20 protein-coding genes are annotated in these 17,198 nt (G+C 73.2%); 8 read left to right on the top strand and 12 right to left on the bottom strand.

Annotated elements, in window-relative coordinates; genetic code table 11:
- Window positions 1-59: 59 nt before the first annotated feature.
- Complete coding sequence (locus BM223_RS02970) at window positions 60-1,595, bottom strand: PucR family transcriptional regulator (RefSeq protein WP_038681762.1); 1,536 nt, start codon at window positions 1,593-1,595, stop codon at window positions 60-62.
- Between the two features lie 129 nt (window positions 1,596-1,724).
- Here BM223_RS02970 and BM223_RS02965 point away from each other — a divergent pair, with 129 nt between their 5' ends.
- Together BM223_RS02965 and codB are read left to right on the top strand one after the other, a co-directional pair.
- Window positions 1,725-2,183 carry a nucleoside deaminase gene (locus tag BM223_RS02965; RefSeq protein WP_038681764.1) on the top strand — a complete coding sequence of 153 codons (459 nt, stop codon included), beginning with the start codon at window positions 1,725-1,727 and terminating at the stop codon, window positions 2,181-2,183.
- On the top strand, window positions 2,180-3,478 hold the full coding sequence (gene codB, locus BM223_RS02960; protein WP_038681766.1) for a cytosine permease: 1,299 nt from the start codon (window positions 2,180-2,182) through the stop codon (window positions 3,476-3,478). The genes BM223_RS02965 and codB overlap by 4 nt, the downstream gene beginning before the upstream one ends.
- Window positions 3,479-3,574: 96 nt before the next feature.
- On the opposite strand, the gene purQ is transcribed toward codB, so the two are convergent.
- From purQ to BM223_RS02945, 3 genes are read right to left on the bottom strand one after another with little or no spacing between them, the layout of a single operon-like run.
- Window positions 3,575-4,243 carry a phosphoribosylformylglycinamidine synthase subunit PurQ gene (purQ, locus tag BM223_RS02955; RefSeq protein ID WP_038681769.1) on the bottom strand — a complete coding sequence of 223 codons (669 nt, stop codon included), beginning with the start codon at window positions 4,241-4,243 and terminating at the stop codon, window positions 3,575-3,577.
- The gene (gene purS, locus BM223_RS02950; protein ID WP_038681770.1) at window positions 4,240-4,485 is read right to left on the bottom strand and encodes a phosphoribosylformylglycinamidine synthase subunit PurS; all 246 of its coding nucleotides are present in this window, start codon (window positions 4,483-4,485) and stop codon (window positions 4,240-4,242) included. Before purS ends, purQ begins: the two co-directional genes overlap by 4 nt.
- Window positions 4,467-5,510, bottom strand: coding sequence for an AraC family transcriptional regulator (locus tag BM223_RS02945; RefSeq protein ID WP_244895414.1), 1,044 nt, complete (start codon window positions 5,508-5,510; stop codon window positions 4,467-4,469). The genes purS and BM223_RS02945 overlap by 19 nt, the downstream gene beginning before the upstream one ends.
- A gap of 44 nt (window positions 5,511-5,554) precedes the next feature.
- Between BM223_RS02945 and BM223_RS02940 the strand changes: the two genes are divergently transcribed.
- The 3 genes from BM223_RS02940 to BM223_RS02930 are packed head-to-tail and all read left to right on the top strand — an operon-like array spanning window position 5,555 to window position 6,837.
- Window positions 5,555-5,809, top strand: a complete 255-nt coding sequence (locus BM223_RS02940; protein WP_141267380.1) for a DUF4242 domain-containing protein — start codon at window positions 5,555-5,557, stop codon at window positions 5,807-5,809.
- An 18-nt stretch (window positions 5,810-5,827) separates the two neighbouring features.
- Window positions 5,828-6,334, top strand: coding sequence for a YflT domain-containing protein (locus tag BM223_RS02935; protein ID WP_038681774.1), 507 nt, complete (start codon window positions 5,828-5,830; stop codon window positions 6,332-6,334).
- Entirely contained in the window at window positions 6,331-6,837 is a 507-nt protein-coding gene (locus BM223_RS02930; protein ID WP_038681776.1) for a GNAT family N-acetyltransferase, read from the top strand. Before BM223_RS02935 ends, BM223_RS02930 begins: the two co-directional genes overlap by 4 nt.
- Here the strand turns inward: BM223_RS02930 and BM223_RS02925 are convergent.
- The 4 genes from BM223_RS02925 to BM223_RS02910 form a co-directional block, all read right to left on the bottom strand.
- Window positions 6,770-7,462 carry a hypothetical protein gene (locus BM223_RS02925; protein ID WP_038681778.1) on the bottom strand — a complete coding sequence of 231 codons (693 nt, stop codon included), beginning with the start codon at window positions 7,460-7,462 and terminating at the stop codon, window positions 6,770-6,772. The genes BM223_RS02930 and BM223_RS02925 overlap by 68 nt on opposite strands.
- The gene (locus BM223_RS02920; RefSeq protein WP_038681780.1) at window positions 7,449-9,239 is read right to left on the bottom strand and encodes a M91 family zinc metallopeptidase; all 1,791 of its coding nucleotides are present in this window, start codon (window positions 9,237-9,239) and stop codon (window positions 7,449-7,451) included. Before BM223_RS02920 ends, BM223_RS02925 begins: the two co-directional genes overlap by 14 nt.
- Window positions 9,239-9,625 carry a hypothetical protein gene (locus BM223_RS02915; protein WP_052139029.1) on the bottom strand — a complete coding sequence of 129 codons (387 nt, stop codon included), beginning with the start codon at window positions 9,623-9,625 and terminating at the stop codon, window positions 9,239-9,241. Before BM223_RS02915 ends, BM223_RS02920 begins: the two co-directional genes overlap by 1 nt.
- 66 nt (window positions 9,626-9,691) lie before the next feature.
- Window positions 9,692-11,248 carry a long-chain-fatty-acid--CoA ligase gene (locus BM223_RS02910; RefSeq protein ID WP_038681782.1) on the bottom strand — a complete coding sequence of 519 codons (1,557 nt, stop codon included), beginning with the start codon at window positions 11,246-11,248 and terminating at the stop codon, window positions 9,692-9,694.
- Between BM223_RS02910 and BM223_RS02905 the strand changes: the two genes are divergently transcribed.
- Complete coding sequence (locus BM223_RS02905; protein ID WP_082003799.1) at window positions 11,247-12,299, top strand: RNA polymerase subunit sigma-70; 1,053 nt, start codon at window positions 11,247-11,249, stop codon at window positions 12,297-12,299. The genes BM223_RS02910 and BM223_RS02905 overlap by 2 nt on opposite strands.
- Here the strand turns inward: BM223_RS02905 and BM223_RS02900 are convergent.
- Genes BM223_RS02900 through BM223_RS02890 form a run of 3 tightly spaced genes read right to left on the bottom strand, consistent with a single transcriptional unit; the run spans window position 12,269 to window position 14,784 of the window.
- On the bottom strand, window positions 12,269-13,171 hold the full coding sequence (locus BM223_RS02900) for a phosphoribosylaminoimidazolesuccinocarboxamide synthase (RefSeq protein WP_038681785.1): 903 nt from the start codon (window positions 13,169-13,171) through the stop codon (window positions 12,269-12,271). The two genes, BM223_RS02905 and BM223_RS02900, sit on opposite strands and share 31 nt — an antisense overlap.
- Window positions 13,172-13,201: 30 nt before the next feature.
- On the bottom strand, window positions 13,202-14,221 hold the full coding sequence (locus BM223_RS02895; protein ID WP_038681787.1) for a hypothetical protein: 1,020 nt from the start codon (window positions 14,219-14,221) through the stop codon (window positions 13,202-13,204).
- Window positions 14,218-14,784, bottom strand: a complete 567-nt coding sequence (locus tag BM223_RS02890) for an RNA polymerase sigma factor (RefSeq protein WP_038681789.1) — start codon at window positions 14,782-14,784, stop codon at window positions 14,218-14,220. Before BM223_RS02890 ends, BM223_RS02895 begins: the two co-directional genes overlap by 4 nt.
- A 95-nt stretch (window positions 14,785-14,879) precedes the next feature.
- Here BM223_RS02890 and BM223_RS02885 point away from each other — a divergent pair, with 95 nt between their 5' ends.
- Window positions 14,880-15,878 (top strand): sulfotransferase family protein, encoded by a 999-nt coding sequence (locus BM223_RS02885; protein ID WP_052139030.1) that lies wholly within the window; start codon window positions 14,880-14,882, stop codon window positions 15,876-15,878.
- Here the strand turns inward: BM223_RS02885 and BM223_RS02880 are convergent.
- The gene (locus tag BM223_RS02880) at window positions 15,821-16,714 is read right to left on the bottom strand and encodes a hypothetical protein (RefSeq protein ID WP_075018450.1); all 894 of its coding nucleotides are present in this window, start codon (window positions 16,712-16,714) and stop codon (window positions 15,821-15,823) included. The genes BM223_RS02885 and BM223_RS02880 overlap by 58 nt on opposite strands.
- A gap of 91 nt (window positions 16,715-16,805) precedes the next feature.
- Between BM223_RS02880 and BM223_RS02875 the strand changes: the two genes are divergently transcribed.
- Window positions 16,806-17,168 carry a hypothetical protein gene (locus BM223_RS02875; RefSeq protein ID WP_038681792.1) on the top strand — a complete coding sequence of 121 codons (363 nt, stop codon included), beginning with the start codon at window positions 16,806-16,808 and terminating at the stop codon, window positions 17,166-17,168.
- The last annotated feature ends 30 nt before the right edge of the window (window positions 17,169-17,198 follow it).

Raw genomic sequence — 17,198 nt, 5'->3', positions numbered from 1 at the left:
TGCGGACCAGATCAGCCTGACTGAAACAACCGGGACGATGCTCCCACGGATCAGGCGATTCAGCCGCCGAAGCCGACCTGCGGATCGAGCCCGGTCCGCATCCGCCAGCCGAGCAGGGCCAGGCCCAGCCCGGTGCGGTGGTCGGCCTCGTCCAGCGAGACGCCGAGCAGCCGCTCGATCCGGGCCAGCCGGTCGTAGAGCGACTGGCGGCGCAGCCCGAGCAGGTCCGCGGTCCGCGCCTTCGACAGGGAGCAGGCCAGGTAGGCGTCGAGGGTGCGCAGCAGCTCGCTGCGGTGCTCGCGGTCGTGGTCGATGAGCGGCCCGATCTGCTCGCGCACGAAGTCGCTCAGCACCTGCGGGTCGACGGCCCGGGTGACGAGGCGGTGCGGGGCGACGTCGCGCTCCATCACGACCCCGGTACGACGGCCGTAGCGGCGTGCGGTCCGGACCACCTGGCGGGCCCGGCCCACCGCGGCGGAGAGGTCGCCGGGGTCGGCGACCGGGGTGGTGGCGCCGAGCAGGACCCGGCCGGGCAGCTGGGCGGCGAGCCGCTCGGCCGCCGCGGTGAGGTCGTCGCGGACCTGAGCGGGCACGGCCCGCCGCCCGCCCCGGTGCACGACGACGACGTGCCCGCCGCTGGTGCCGACGAGGACGGCGGGATCGCCGCGGCCGTCGTCCACGAGGGCCCGCTCGGTGGCGGCGACGGCGTCCGTGAGCGGGACGGCGGCGTCGACCTCGATCGCGGCGACCACGAGGTGGCGCCCCTCCAGCGGGGGCCAGCCGAGGTCGCCGAGGCGGTGCAGGACGTCGGCGCGCGAGACGACGACGCCGGCGACGAGGTCGGCGACCAGGGACTGCTGGGGACCGGGCCGGTGGCCGCCGCCGGCGCCGCGGCCGAGCTCGAGGGCGACCGCGATGCCGGCCGCCTCGGCGACCCGGACCCGGTGCGAGGTCTCGGCGCCGAGCAGCCGCAGCGTCCCGTGCACGCCGGCCTCGCCGCGGACCTGCACCTGGACGGCGGCGTCCCCGCTCACCGACGCGATCCGGCTCCGCTCGACGGTCTGCCCGTCGGGGTCGCGCAGCTCGACCGCGCACCCGGCCAGCCGGGAGGTCTCGTCGAGCAGCGCGCGGAGGCCGCGGCCCTCGATCACCGTCTGGGTGAGGGCGCGCCAGCCGGCGTCGCCGGTGCCGGCCTCGACCTTGCGGCGCACGAGGAGCTCGTGGAAGTCCTCGACCATCCGCTCGAACGGCACCACCCGGTGGAAGACCAGGAGCGGCACGTCCCGGCGCCGAACGGCCTCCAGGATCGAGTCGGGGACGGTGAAGAACGTCCGGCCGACCTCGAGCCCGATCGCCGCGACCCCGGCGTCGGCCAGCTGGTCGACGTACGCGCCGAGGTGCTCGGCGGTGCGCCCGTGCAGGCCGAGCCCGGAGGTCAGGAGCACCTCTCCCCCGGCCAGCAGGGAGCCCATCTCGAAGACCTCCGAGGAGTGCACCCAGCGCACCTGCACCCGGCCGACGTCCCCGTGCACCACCTCCGTCCCGGCCGCCCGGAAGGACGGCAGGGAGAGCACCTCGGCCAGGCTGGCGCCCACGTCAGCCGACCACGATGTCAGTCAGAACGCACGTCATGCCGGACAGTATGTCCCTTGTCGGTCGGGTCCGCCTCTGGTGGTGTGATCGGCGACACGCACTTTCCCCCTTTCCCGTTGGGAGGACGCAGGATGATCACCGACGACGACCGCCGCTACCTGGACCTGGCGATCGAGCAGGCACAGCTCGGCTGGGAGGAGGGCGGCATCCCGATCGGCGCCGCGCTCGTCCACGACGGCCAGGTGCTGGCCGTGGGCCGCAACCGCCGGATCCAGCTCGGCTCGGCCATCCGGCACGGCGAGACCGACTGCATCGAGAACGCCGGCCGGCTGCCGGCCTCCGTCTACCGCAGGAGCACGCTCTACACGACCCTCTCGCCCTGCTTCATGTGCGCGGGCACCTCGGTCCTCTACGACATCCCGCGGATCGTCGTCGGCGAGAACGTGAGCTTCCAGGCGTCCGAGGAGTGGCTGCGCTCGCGCGGCGTCGTGGTCGACGTCGTCGACGACCCGGTCTGCCGGGCGCTCATGGAGAAGATGATGAGCGAGCGTCCGGAGCTGTGGGCCGAGGACATCGGGGAAGAGGCGTGAGCGCCCCCGCCGGCCAGGAGTCGCCGGTCGCGGCCGAGGCCGTCGTCGACCCGGACTACCCGGTCACCCCCGTCCCGCTCCACGCCCGCAAGTCGTTCCTCTCGCTCGCGGTCGTGCTGCTCGGGTTCACCGTCTTCACGCCGACCATGCTCGCCGGCGCCCAGCTCGGCTCGGCGTTCGCGCTCGGCGACCTGCTGCGCGTCATCCTGCTCGGCTCGCTGGTTCTCGGCACGTACGTCGCCCTGCTCGGCTGGATCGGCGCCAAGACCGGCCTGACCACCGTCGTGATGGCCCGCTACGTGCTCGGGTACCGGGGCAGCAAGCTCGGCTCGATCCTGCTCGGCGGCACCCAGATCGGCTGGTACGGCGTCGTCATCGGCACCATCGGCGACCTCACCGCGACCGCCTTCGAGTGGGAGTCGGACGTCGCCAAGGCCGCCGTCATGATCGCGACGAGCGTCCTCATGTGCCTGACCGCCTGCTACGGCTACCGCGGCATGTACTGGGTCTCGGCGATCTCGACCCCGCTCATCCTGATCCTCGCGTTCTGGGTGCTCTTCCGCTCCCTCGACGAGGTCGGCGGCTGGTCCGGCCTGGCCGACGTCCAGCCGAACGCGACGATGACGACCGCCGTCGCCATCACGACCGTCGTCGGCACGTTCGTCTCCGCCGGCACCCAGGCCCCCAACTGGACCCGCTTCGCCCGCTCCGGCAACCAGGCGCTGCTCGCCTGCGTGATCGGCTTCCTCATCGGCAACGGCCTGATGATCTTCTTCGGCGCCACCGGCGCGATGACCTTCGGCCAGGGCGACTTCGTCCTCGTTCTCTACGACCTCGGCCTGGTCACCTGGGGCCTGGTGCTGCTCTTCGGCAACCTGTGGAAGTCGAACGCCGACACGGCGTACGCCTTCGGGGTGGCGGGCGCGGAGCTCTTCGAGAAGCCCAAGAAGACGCCGTTCGTCATCTACGGCTCGGTGATCGGCACGGTGCTCGCGCTGGTCGGCGTCCAGAACCACCTGGTCGACTACCTGGTGCTGCTCGGCGTCTTCATCCCGCCGCTCGGCGGCGTCGTCATCGGCGACTATTTCGCCCGGTGGCGCCACGGCGGCATGCCCGAGGGTGAGCGCCTGCCCGCCCTCAACATCCCGAACCTCGCGGTCTACGCGGTCGCCAGCGGCGTCGCCTGGATCGCGAAGGAGGCCGAGTTCGGCGTGCCTCCTGTCATCGGCGTCGTACTGGCCGCACTGGGCTCGTACGCCGTCGGCCGCGCCGGACTCAACCGCCGGCTCTCCTGACGGAGCCGCCGGCACGCACCGCAACCGGCCCTGGGCCCGCCTTCCTCCGGCGGCCCCGGGGCCGGTTCGCGTCTCCGCCGAAGTGGGTGGGAAGGGTCAGGCGAAGGTGTGCTCGACCAGCGAGGTGAAGAAGCCGAGGCCGTCGAGGCCGCTGCCGGTGAGCTCCTCGACGGCGTGCTCGGGGTGCGGCATCAGGCCGACGACGTTGCCGCGCTCGTTGGTGACGCCGGCGATGTCGTTGAGCGAGCCGTTGGGGTTGAGCTCGAGGTAGCGGGCGACGACCTGGCCCTCGCCCTCGATCCGCTCGAGGGTGGCGGCGTCGGCGACGAAGCCGCCCTCGCCGTTCTTGAGGACGATCCGGATCTCCTGACCCTGCTCGTACGCCGAGGTCCAGGGGGTGCGGTTGTTCTCGATGCGGAGCAGCTGGTCGCGGCAGACGAACTTGCGGTGGTCGTTGCGGATCAGCGCACCGGGCAGCAGGTGCGACTCGCAGAGGATCTGGAAGCCGTTGCAGATGCCGAGCACGGGCATGCCCGCGCCGGCCGCCTCGACGACCTTGTCCATCACCGGGGCGAACCGGGAGATGGCGCCGCAGCGGAGGTAGTCGCCGTACGAGAAGCCGCCGGGGAGGACGATCGCGTCGACGCCCTTGAGGTCGGCGTCGCCGTGCCAGAGGGCGACGGCCTCGTTGCCCCCGATCCGGACGGCGCGCTGGGCGTCGACGTCGTCGAGGGAGCCGGGGAAGGTGACGACTCCGACCTTCACTGCTCCACGCTCACGGTGTAGTTCTCGATCACCGGGTTGGAGAGCAGGGTCTCGGCCATCTTCTCGACCTGGGCGAGCACCGCGTCGGTGACCTCGCCGTCGAGCTCGATCTCGAAGCGCTTGCCCTGACGGACGTCGGTGACACCGGTGAAGCCCAGCCGGGGCAGTGCGCCCTGGACGGCCTTCCCCTGGGGGTCGAGGATCTCGGGCTTCGGCATGACAGCTACGACGACTCGGGCCACGGCCCGCAGTCTAGTGCGCCCCGGGCGCGACGCCGCCATCGGCTCGGTGCGACCTCGTGCTTGCGCTTGAAGGCGCGGCTGAACGCCTCCTCCGACTCGTAGCCGACCCGCCGCGCGACGACCGCGACGCCGAGCCCGGTGGTCGCCAGCAGACCCTGTGCGACGTGCATCCGCCAGGTCGTGAGGTAGCGGATCGGAGGCATCCCGAGCACGGTCCGGAAGCGCTCGTCGAGCAGGGACGGCGACACGTGGCTCTCCGCGGCGAGCGAGCGCACCGTCCACCCGATCTCCGGGCTGCGGTGGATGGCGCCGACCGCCGGCGCGACGACGGGATCGCGCAGCGCCCGGACGAAGCCGCGGTCGGCCGCCGGGACGCTCGCCAGGTGCAGCCGGAGCACCTCGACGAGCAGCATCCGGACCAGGTCGCGCGGGGTCTGCGCGTGGCCGGCGTCGACCAGCCCGGTCCGCTGCAGGGCCAGGTCGACGCTGGCCCGCACCCACTGCGCCGCCGCCCCCTCGGGCCGGACGACGACCACCGGTGCCAGCGCCCGCAGGCAGGGATCGAAGAGCGGGTCGTCGCAGGTGATGTAGCCGCACACCAGGTGCGTGAGGGCGCCGCCAGCGCCGTGCTCGATGAACGGCATCCGCTCCCAGGGCGGCGGCGGGACGAGGCCGCCGGCCTCGACCACGACGGCGTCCTCGGTGCCGCCCATCCGGTGCCGGTCGCCGTACGGCAGCACGATGACGTCGCCGGCCTGCGCCCAGTAGCGCTCGCCGTCGACGTCGATCCAGCAGCGGCCCGTGTCGACCAGGTGGAAGGGCACGATCCGCCGTGCCTCGGGGGCGAGCAGGGCGCCGAGGTCGTCGTTGGGGACCGACCGGAACGCCCACCCCTCGGTGTAGTGGGCGCGGAGGAAGATCGCGCCACCGACGTGCAGGTCGTCCAGGGCGGAGCCGAGTGCGTCCGTGGGGTTCTGATCAGGTTCGCCGGAGGCACGGTCATGGTCCACGGGCGACCGAGCCACGAGTCTGAGTGTGACACCTTCCGTCGACCTAAGGAACGAGAACGATGCCTCTCTTCATGGACGTGCACGAGACCATGCCCGAGGGCGCCACGGCCGCCGACGTCGCCGGCGCGCACGCCGAGGACCTCCGGGTCCAGGGCCAGTACGGCGTCCACTACCGCAGCTACTGGGTCGACGAGACGGACGGCAAGATCTTCTGCCTGGTCGAGGCCCCCGACGCGGAGACCGCGGCCCGGGTCCACCGCGAGTCCCACGGCCTGGTCGCCGACCGGATCTTCGAGGTGGTCGAGGGTTCCTGACCGGGGCAGACTGGGGGGATGAGCAACCCGATGCCCGGCGGTCCGGCCCGATCCCTGCTGACGCTCGACTTCCCCCAGTCCCTCGCGGTGTACGACGACTACGCCACCGCACAGCGCACCGTCGACTTCCTCTCCGACGAGGACTTCCCGGTGCAGAACTGCATGATCGTCGGCACCGACCTCAAGCAGGTCGAGCGGATCACCGGCCGGCTGACGTACGGCCGGGTCGCCGCGGGCGGCGCGATGAGCGGGCTGTGGTTCGGCCTGTTCGTGGGCATCCTGCTCAGCTTCTTCGGCACCGGCAGCACCCTCGCGATCATCCTGTCGACGGCGCTCATGGGCGTCGCCTTCGGCCTGGTCTTCGCGCTGGCCGGCTACGCGCTCACCCGCGGCCAGCGCGACTTCTCGTCGGTCAGCTCGGTCGTCGCGACCCGCTACGAGGTGCTGGTCGAGCACAAGGTGGCCGGCCAGGCGCGCGAGCTCCTGGCGAAGCTGCCGGGCGCGCTGCCCAACCCCTTCGCGTGAGCGAGCGGCTGCACGTCGCGGCCTTCGCGGACCTCGACCCGGCCACCCTCTACGCGCTGCTCCGGCTGCGGGTCGACGTCTTCGTGGTCGAGCAGGCGTGCGCCTACCCCGAGCTCGACGGCCGCGACACCGAGCCGGGCACCCGCCACCTGTGGCTGACCCAGAACGACGACGACGGCGCCCCGACCGCCTACCTGCGGGTGCTGAGCGAGCCCGATGGCAGCGCCCGGATCGGCCGGGTCGTCGTGACGCCCGCAGCGCGCGGCGGCGGCGCGGCGGGCCGGCTCCTGGCCGCGGCGCTGGCCGAGGTCGGCGACCGGCCGAGCGTCCTCGACGCCCAGGCGCACCTGGTCGCCTTCTACGGACGGCACGGCTATGCGGCGACCGGGCCGGAGTACCTCGAGGACGGCATCCCGCACGTGCCGATGGCGCGGCTCAGTCCAACGGGACCGGGTCGGAGCACAGCTGGTGCTGCGCCGCCCACGGCACGTTGCCGTGGTTGACGGTCGGCACGTCACCCTCGCCCTCCCCCTCGTCGAGCGCCAGCGCCGGCGGGTACGGCGGCGCGATCACCCCGAGGCAGAAGGTCACCTCGCTCAGGCGCGCGGGCAGCACGACCGGCCCGTCGCCGAGGTCGTCGCCGAAGGGGTGCGCGCGCACGAAGGGCTCCGGCACGGTCAGCTCGCGGCGCAGCTCCTGACCGGCCGCGAGCCGGGTGACGCCGACCCGGGGCGCCTGGTCCCAGGCCATGCCGTCGGTGTCCGGCCAGGGGAAGACCCGCTGCGACAGCAGGATCCCGTCGGCGCCGCGGCCCGTGATGTACGCGCGGTCGGGGGCGTAGCGGACGGTCGCGCCCGAGGGCCGCGGCACGCCGTCGACGACGAGCAGCTCGCCGGTCCCGTCGTTGCGCAACGTGTAGGTGATCCGCACGCCGTCGGCGCCCGGCACGACGTCGGCGTCGAACGTCGCCGGGGGCGCGGGCGCACCGCCCGGCGGATCGGCCGGGTCGGCCGGAACGGCTGGGTCGTCCGGTGCTCCGCCGGTGCTCCCGTCGCCGCCACCGCAGCCCCCGAGCAGCAGCCCGAGGACCGCGCCGGCGACGACCAGGCGCCGCTCAGTAGTGGTCACGGTGCGGTGCCCCCAACTCCTCGCGCAGCCCGTTCTCGGTGAGCTCGTAGGGGTGGTCGGGGTCGATGATCTCGGGCGTGCTCGGGTCGTCGTCGTGGTCGATGGGCAGGCCGGCGGCCTCGCGCTCGCGGTTCGGCGTCCCCTGGTTGTCGGGGTCGTCGCCGTGGTAGTCGCCGGGCGCCAGGGTGTCGTTGGCGTAGTCGTAGACGTGCGCGAACTCGTGGTAGAGCACCGCGACCGGCGGCCCGTCGACGCCACCGCCGCCGGTGCGGAGGTGGTCGAGCGCGACGTTGTAGTTGATGACGTAGTTGCCGTGGCCGTCGTTGCTCGCGGTGCTGTTGTCGGGGTCGTCGGGGTTGCTGTACTCGCGGATCGTCAGGGTGTCCTTGTTGAAGCCGAGGAAGCCCGAGTCGTCGATGTTGTGGGCGAGGTTGTCGAGCATCCTCTGCCCGGCCGGGGACGACGCGAGCAGCTCGAGGTCGGCGCGCACCCGGGCCTGGAACTCCGGTGAGCCCTCGACCCGGATCGCGCTCGGCACGTCCTTGAGCTCGACGGTGACCCGGTGCTCTCCCCCGCGGACGACGTCGCCCGCCTCGGCGTAGGTCGTGTCGTCGCCGGTCCCGGCGTGGACGGTGTCGTCCCCCTTGCCCGTGTACGTCGTGTCGTCGCCGGTGCCGCCGAAGACCGTGTCGTCGCCGGTCCCGCCCGAGAGCGTGTCGCCGCCGGCCCCGCCGTCGAGCCGGTCGTCACCGGCGCCACCCTCGAGGTAGTCCCAGCCGTCGCCACCGCTGATCCGGTCGTCGCCGTCGAGACCGTAGACGGTGTCGTCGCCGGTGCCGCCGGAGAGCCGGTCGTCGCCGGACTGGCCGTCGACGTAGTCGCGGCCCGCGCCGCCGGAGACCCGGTCGTTGCCGGCCCCGCCCTTGACCTGGTCGTCGCCGGAGCCGCCGAGCACGGTGTCGTCGCCGCCGCCGGTCTCGATCCGGTCGTCGCCGTCGCTGCCGAGGACCGTGACGTCGACCCGGGTGCCCGCCGGGACGGTGACCGTGTCGTCGCCCTCGCCCACGCGGACGACGACGTGCTGGCCCGCAGGCACCCGGTAGACCTGGCCGTTGATGGTGACGACCTGCTCGCCGGTCTTCGGGTCGATGGTGATCGTCACGGTGTCGTCGCCCGCGCCGGTGTTGAAGATCGTGCGGTCGCCGACGGTGATCGCACCGACGCCGTCGGCGTCCGGCGGGAGGTCGAACGGGTCGGCGCCGTTGGCGACGCTCGCCCAGCGGGTCGAGAGGGACTCCCACTGGGCGACGGTGTCGGCGATCGCGGCGCGGTCCTCGTCGAGCGCGGTGTCGAGCGAGCCCCGGATCTCGCCGGCCCGGTCGATCGCGTCGTTGACGGCCTTCTGCTCGGCCTCGTCGCGCGGCAGCCAGGTCAGCTCGCCACCGGGTCCGTAGTGCACGGGCACCGTGACGATGCTCGCCCACTGCTCGTCGAGGCGGCCCTGCGCCACCCGCACCGAGCCGGCCGCGAGAGTGAGGTGCCGCGCGACCGTGCCGGCCAGGTCGCCGCCCGTGTCGAGGTCGGTCACCAGTGCCCGCCGGTGCTCGTCGAACGAGTCACGGGTCTCGCCCTCCCAGCCCGCGTCGAGCACCGCCCGGGCCCCGGACGTCACGTCGTCACCGGCGCCGGAGAGCGCCGTCCCGACGGCGGCCCACTGGGTGGCGGCGGCATCGAGCTCGTCGACCTGGTCGCGCAGGTCGAAGATCCCGGCCCCCATCACGCCACCCGCGCTCGGGTGGACGTCGGCGGCGGCGTGGGCGCCGGTCCGGGCTCGGGCGAGGGCGTGCGCTCCGGCGCGGGCGCCGGCTTCTTCTCCTCGAGCCCGCGGGCCACTGTCTCGTCGGTGGTCGAGAAGTCGAAGGCGCACAGGTAGACCGCGTCGACGTCCGCCTCGAGGACGGCGACCAGCCGGCCCACCCCGGTCGCCGCAGCATCGGCCGCCTCGACGTGGGCGGACAGCACGGAGCCGCCGGCAACGGTGTTGCCGGCGGCTCCGGACGGGACCTGGATCTCGGTCAGCGCGTCGGACCAGGCGTCGGCGACGGCCTGGGACGCGGTCAGGCAGGTGTCCGCCAGCTCGGCGAGACGGGTGGGGACCTCCACGAGCGGCCTCCTAGGGAATGAGTCGGAGCTGAGCCCCTACCCGACCCGTTCCCGGGGAAACGCCCGCTACGACAGCTCGCGCTTGAGGATCTTGCCGGTGGCAGTCATCGGCAGCCCCTCGACGATCTCGACGACGCGCGGGTACTTGTACGCCGCCATCTGCTCCTTGCCCCACGCGACGATCTCGTCGGCGGTGGCCTCGACCCCCGGCTTGAGGATGACGAACGCCTTGATCTCCTCGCCGTGGCTCTCGTGCGGGACGCCGATCACGGCGGCGAGCGAGACGGCCGGGTGGGTGAGGAGGACCTCCTCGATCTCGCGGGGGTACACGTTGTAGCCGCCGCGGATGATCATGTCCTTCGAGCGGTCGACGATGTAGTACCAGCCGTCGGCGTCCTTCTTGCCGAGGTCGCCGGAGCGGAACCAGCCCTCGTCGTTGATCGCCTCGGCGGTCGCGTCGGGCCGCTTGTAGTAGCCCTTCATGATGTTGTGGCCCTTGATCGCGATCTCGCCGATGCCGTCGGGGTCGGTGACCTCGTCCCAGCCGTCGGGGTCGATCAGCTTCATCTCGACGCCGGGGATCGGCGTCCCGATGGAGCCGACGCGGACCGGCTCGCCCAGCCGCGAGAAGCTCGCGACCGGCGAGGTCTCGGACAGGCCGTAGCCCTCGAGGATGGTGACGCCGAAGCGCTCCTCGAACTGGTGGTGCACCTCGACGGGCAGGGCGGCACCGCCGGCGACGGCGACGCGGAGGTTGTCGGCGATGGTCTTGACGTCGACCGAGTCGTCGAGCGCGCCGAGCAGGCCCCAGTACATGGTGGGGACGCCGGCGAAGAAGGTGACCTTCTCCTTGAGCATCAGGCCCAGCGCGGGCGCGGCCTCGAAGCGCGGCAGCATCACGACGGTGCCGCCGAAGGCGAAGCCGCCGTTCTGGATGACGGTCTGGCCGAACGAGTGGAACAGCGGCAGCACGCAGAGGTACGTGTCCGGGTTCGCCGCGTCGGCGCCGAACAGGTCGGTGCCGGCGAGCGCGTTGTCGCGCATGTTGCGGTGGCGCAGCTCGGCGCCCTTGGGCTGGCCCGTGGTGCCGGAGGTGTAGAGGATGACGGCGGTGTCGTCGTCGTCGACGGCGACCGTGTCGAAGGTCGGAGCCTGGCCGGCCAGCGCCTGGCCGAACGTCTCGGTGCCTTCGATCGGGGACGGCGCGGTGGGGTCGGCGGTGATGACGAAGAAGTGCTCGCAGCCGTCGGCGGCCTGGAAGCCGTCGTGCGCCTCGGCGCCGATGGGCAGGTCGGGCGTGCCCTGGAAGGCGAAGTAGGCCTTCGCGTCGGAGTCGCCGAGGTGGTAGGCGACCTCGCGGCCCTTGAGCAGCACGTTGAGCGGGACGACGGTCGCGCCGGCCTTGAGGATGCCGTAGTAGACGATCGTGAAGTACGGCAGGTTCGGGCAGCTGAGCGCCACCTTGTCGCCCGGCTTGATGCCCCGCGAGACCAGCAGGTTGGCCACCTGGTTGGCGGCTCCGTTCACCTGGGGGTAGCTCAGTCGCGTGTCCCCGAAGACGATCGCGGTGCGGTCGGGGAACTGCTGGGCGCTGTTCTCGAGGAACTCGGCGAGGTTCGTCATGCGCACAAACTACTGGCCGGTCGTGAGCACGGTCACTGTGCGCGGGACCAGAGCGGCCGGATCGGGCCTGTGCCCGCGACCAAGGAGTGATGAGTTCCACGGCCCTCCGCCGTCACACCTGCGAGAGGTCCCGAACGACAGACGACCGAGAGGTGGATGCGATGAGCGTGGAGATCCAGGGCAGGAGACGTTCCTCCGGGCCTGGCGCCGGCGCGAGACCTTCGAGGGACGCGGGAGCCTGCGGGCCTGGCTCTACAAGATCGCGACCAATGCCTGCCTCGACCTCCTGGCCCACCGGCGTCCCGCGCCCGCGACCGGCGGCGAGGTGCGGTGGCTGGAGCCCTACCCGGACCGGCTCCTCGACGAGCTCTCCGCGGACGGCGCCGACGAGCCGGAGGCGGTGGCGCTCGCCCGCGAGACGGTCGAGCTCGCCTACCTGGTCGCCGTCCAGCACCTCGCGCCGCGGCCGCGGGCGGTGCTGATCCTGCGCGACGTGCTCGGCTGGCCGGCCCGGGAGGTCGGCGAGTTCCTCGGCGACTCGGTCAACTCGGTCAACAGCGCCCTGCAGCGCGCCCGGGCCGGGCTCCGCGAGCACCTGCCCGCCGAGCGCCAGGACTGGTCCGGCGGCACCGGCGAGGACGACGCGCGGACGCGCGACCTCGTGCGCCGCTACACCGACGCCAGCGTCGCCACCGACGTCGACACGCTCGCCGCGATGCTGCGCGACGACGTCCGCTGCTCGATGCCGCCGACCCCGGGCCTGCAGGTGGGCCGCGACGCCGTGGTGGCCGACTGGGTGTCGGGCGGGTTCGTGGGCATGACCGGCCTGCGCGGTGTGCCCACGGCGGTGAACCGGCAGCCCGCGGTCGCCTTCTACCTGTGGCAGGACGACGCGGGCGCGTACCTGCCGCTGACGATCGACGTCCTGCGGGTCACCGGCGGGGCGATCGCCGAGATCGTCACCTTCCACGCCGACCAGTTCCCGCGGCTCGGGCTGCCCGAGCGGCTCGAGCCTCCGGCTCAGAACCTCTCGCCGGTGAGCAGCTCGTAGGCCTCGAGGTAGCGCGAGCGGGTCCGCTCGATCACCTCGGGCGGCAGCGGCGGCGGGGCCTCGCCGGACGACTTGTCCCAGCCGCTCTCGGGCGAGAGCGCCCAGTTGCGCACGATCTGCTTGTCGTACGACGGCTGCGCGCGTCCCGGCTGCCAGTCGTCGGCCGGCCAGTAGCGCGAGGAGTCGGGGGTGAGGACCTCGTCGGCCAGCACGATGGTGCCGTCGCCGCCGGGGGCGACGCCGAACTCGAACTTCGTGTCGGCGAGCAGGATGCCCTTGCCGCGGGCGATCTCCTCGGCCCGGCCGTAGACGCGCAGCGTGAGCTCGCGCAGGGCGGCGGCGGTGTCGGCGCCGACGGTGGCGACGACGGCGTCGTACGAGACGTTCTCGTCGTGGTCACCGAGGTCGGCCTTGGTGGCGGGGGTGAAGATCGGCGTCTCCAGGCGGCTGCCGTCGTCGAGGCCGGCGGGCAGGGCGATGCCGCAGACCTCGCCGGTGGCGCGGTAGTCGAGGAGGCCGGAGCCGGTGAGGTAGCCGCGGGCCACGCACTCGACGGGGAACATGTCGAGCCGCTCGCAGATCACGGCTCGCCCGCGGACCGCCTCGGGGACGTCGGTGGAGATGACGTGGTTGGGCACCAGGTCGGCGAGCTGGTCGAACCACCACAGCGACATCCGGGTGAGGATCTCGCCCTTGTCGGGGATGGTGGTCTCGAGCACGAAGTCGAAGATCGAGAGCCGGTCGCTGGCGACCATGAGGAGCTTGCCGGCGTGCGGGCCCTCGGTCAGCTCGTAGAGGTCGCGCACCTTGCCGGAGTGCAGGTGGCGGGCGCCGGGCAGCTCCGGTGCGGGCGGGATGTTCGCGAGCGTCACGGACGACAGCCTATTGGCCTGTTGACCGTCTCAGTCGCTGCACCCCAGCCCCTCGTCGTACTCCACCGGCAGGACGCCGCGCACGATGTCGGCGGAGATCTCCCAGACCACCTCGGGGTAGTCGCCCTCGCGGTCCATCCGGCGCAGCACCGGCCAGTCGCGGCTGGTCCGCAGGGCGTCCTGGGCCTCCTGGGCGGCGGCGACGTCGCCGGTCTCGGTGGCCGCCTCGTACTGGGCGATCCACGCGCAGGCGACGGTGCCGGCGACGTCGGCGCCGAGGTGGTACGGGTCGACCTCGGTCGACTCGATCGAGTCGCGGTCGAGGGCGTCGGGGAGCGGGATGCCGGTCAGCGCCTGGGCGATGGCGTCGTCGCGCTCGGCGCCGGTGACGAAGCGGGCGGGGAGGTGGTCCTCGAGGTCGGCCGGGGCGACGGCGAGCAGCCGGTCGAGCAGGGCCAGGTACGCCGCCTCGTCGAGGCCGGTGCCGCGGAGCTCGAGGAACACGTCGCCCTCGGCCTGCCGGATGACGGTGTGGTCGTCGGGCCCGTACGCCCACAGCAGCCCCGGGGCGCCGAGCACGGTGACCGGCCGGCCGGGGTCGACCTTCGGGGCGTCGATCCGGGTGCGGCTGGCGACGTAGCCGTCGTGGTCGGCCGCCTCCTTCCAGCGGATCTCCAGCTCGGCGTCGCCGTTCTCGTAGCTGACGTCGCCGTAGCCGGGCTGCGCGGAGACCGACCGCACGCTCCAGCCGGGCGCGTCGAGCACGGCGAGCGGGCCACGGCTCGGGGTCGCGAAGGGGGGCGCGTCGACGACGGTGACCTCGTCGTCGAGGATGCGCGGCAGGACGACGGCCCCGGCGCCGATCGCGCCGAGCACGGACGCGGCGACGAGCGCCGGCAGCCAGCGGGTGCGGCGGGGCGGGCGCGGGAAGCCCGCGTCCGGGGTGGGGTGGACGGCGACGTCGGCGGTCATGATCTCCTCCAGCAGCTCGGCACGGCCCTCGTGGATGGCGAGCCCGGCGACGCCGGCGTCAGTGATCGGTCGGCTCATCGGGGTGCCTCCTTCGAGTGCGGCGCAACGGGTTCACCGGGGAGATGTCCGGCCGGTCCGGGATCGTTGCCGAGGACGTCGCGCAACCGCGACCGGGCGCGGGAGAGCCGGGGCCGGACGACGGCCGCGGGCAGGCCGAGCACCTCGGCGATCTCGCGCGGCTCGAGGCCCTCCCAGAGGTGGAGCCGGAGGACCTCCTCGTCGCGGGCGCTGAGCCGGCCCATCGCGGCAGTCACGTCGGCGCGGTGCACGACGTCGTCGGCGAGGTCGGCGACGGCGTGGGCGAGCTGGCCGCGCAGCCGCGCGCCGAGGGCGGCCCGGCGGCCCTCGCCGCGGCGCTGGTTGGCGAGCGTGCGGCGCGCGACGCCGTACAGCCAGGGGCGGGCGCCGTCGCCGGCCGGCACGTGCGCCATCCGGCGCCAGGCGACGACGAACGTGTCCGCCGTGACGTCGGCGGCGTCCTCGGGGCGCTCGGTGCGGCGCAGCGCGAACCCGAGGACGGCGTCGAAGTGCGCGGCGTAGAGACGACGGAAGTCGTCCTCGCGGTCCGAGATGTCCCTCATGACCTTCCCATGTCCGGATCGAGGGGGATCGTTGCACGCCGCCTCGTCATCTAACTACACTGACTTACCCGACAATGCGAGCGAGGGAGCCCGCCATGACCCGAGAGCCCCGACCGGACTTCCTGCTCGTCGGCGCGCCCAAGGCCGGCACGAGTGCCCTGCACCTCGCCCTGGCGGCGCACCCCGACGTCTTCGTCACCACCCCGAAGGAGCCGAAGTTCTGGCTCTGCGAGAACGCCCCGCCGCCGCACTGGAGCGGCCCCGGCGACCGGCACTCGCAGCGGGAGTGGGTCTGGCACCCCGACCGCTACGCCGACCTCTTCCGCCCCGCACCCGACGACGCGGTCCGCGGCGAGAGCACGCCGTTCTACCTGTGGCACCGCGGCGCCCAGCACCGGATCGCCGACGCGCTGCCCGGCGTCCGGATCGTCGCCGTCGTCCGCGACCCGATCGACCGGGCCTACAGCAACTGGATGCACCTGTGGTCCGACGGCCTCGAGCCGGAGGCCGACTTCGAGACGGCGTTCGGCCGCCAGGACGAGCGGATCGCGGCCGGCTACGCGCCCTTCTGGCGCTACCGCGACCTCGGCCTGTACGGCGAGCAGCTGCGCGACCTCTACAAGCTCGTCGACCCCGCGCGGGTGCTCGTCGTGCGCTACCGCGACATCGTCGACCACCCGGCCGCGACGGTCGACCGGACCTGCCGCTTCCTCGGCATCCGCGAGGGCCAGGTGAGCGCGATCCCGCGGGACAACTCCCGCCCGTACGTCGCTCCCGGCTGGCGTCCGCGGTTCCTCGGCCCGCTCGTGCGCGGCGGCGCCTGGGCCGGTCAGTTCGCGCCCCCGCAGGCCTGGCGGCGGGCGAGCGTGCCGCTGGTGTCCCGGCTGCAGGCGCGCGACGCGCACCGGCCCTCGCTGACCCCGGCCCAGCGGGAGCGGCTGCTGCCCGCCTTCGCCGACGACATCCGGCTGCTGGGCGAGCTGACCGGCGAGGACTTCTCCGACTGGCTCTCGACCCGCGACCGCGGCTCGTTCGCTCAGCGCACCAGCGTCACCAGGTCGTGGGCGCCGTCGGACCGCGCGGCCTCGACGTAGAACCGGGTGCGGCCGTCGGGCAGCGGCACCGCACTGGCGTAGCGCCACGCCCCGTCACCGTGCGGCGACGTGATCGGCGGCCCCTCGGCGGGGACGAGACGGCGACCGTCCCAGGTGGCCACCCCGGTGGTCTCGAACCAGTTGGACGCGGCATCGGGCCGGCCGTCGTAAAGGACGGTGAGGGGTGCCCCCGCGGGCTGCGGCAGGACGGCGGTGACCCGGGCCCCGCGGGCGTCCCACTCCCCCGGGCGGCCGGCGAGCACCACGCCGCGGTCGGTCCAGGACAGGCCGTCGTCGCTGGTGAGCCGGCGGGTGGTCATCCGGTCCTCGTGGCCGGGCTCGTCGAGCGGGTGGCAGCACAGCCACATCTCCCAGCCGTCGGGTCCGTGCGTGACGACGGGGTCCTTGACCGCGACCAGGTCGTCGCCGGGCAGCACCACCTGGCGCCGGCCGCCGGGCAGCTCGGCCGGCGTCGCCGCGGTGAGGCTGTCGACCCACCAGTGCTTCGACCCGGGCGTCGCGCACGAGAGGTAGAGGCGCCAGCCGAGGCCCGGCACGGGCACCAGGACCGGCCGCTCGAACGACTCGCAGCCGAACGCCTCGCGGGACACCTCGGCGACCGGCTCGAACCGCTCGCCGTCGTCGGAGCGGGCCACGACCACGGTGACGCCACGCCCCTCGGTCAGCGGGCGGCGCACCCGGTAGGTCAGCCAGAAGACACCGTCGACCAGGACGGCGCTCGCGGCGCCGGCCCAGTTGCCGGCACCGGCAGCCGGGGCGGGGACGACGACCAGCGGGTCGTCGTACGTCGGGACGGCGGTGGCACCCAGGGTCATGCCCGGGATCATACTTCACCAGATCGATCGACTTTGACGAGAGAGAAGGGGCGGCGACGAGTGCGCCGAGCACGAGTGGCAGCATGTCGCCATGACGGAGTCCGCGCAGCCGCTCACCGACAGCACGTCCTTCGCCCCCGACCAGGTGGTCTGGGAGGACGAGATCTGGGTCCTCGCCCGTCACGACGCCGGCGAACGGCTCGGGCTGACCCTCCACCACCGCGACCCCGAGGCGTTCGGCCAGCTCTCCGACGAGCACGCCTCGCAGCTGGGCCGGATCGGCAACCGCCTCATCCGGATCGTCGAGAACCTGCCCGGCGCCGGCAAGGTCACCCTCGGCCGGACCACGGGCGAGTACGTCCAGCTCGCCTTCGAGGCCGACGGCGTCGGCACCGACCGGCTGCACGAGATCGCGGTCAAGCTCGCCAACTGGGGCGGGGACGCCCGCGCCTGATTCTGCTCCCGAACCTCGTTCGGGACACTA

Source organism: Pimelobacter simplex, from assembly GCF_900114845.1.
In the GTDB taxonomy this organism is placed as follows: Bacteria; Actinomycetota; Actinomycetes; order Propionibacteriales; family Nocardioidaceae; genus Nocardioides; species Nocardioides simplex.
Note: the sequence above shows the minus strand (reverse complement) of the source record. Positions and strands in the feature narration are given on the sequence as shown.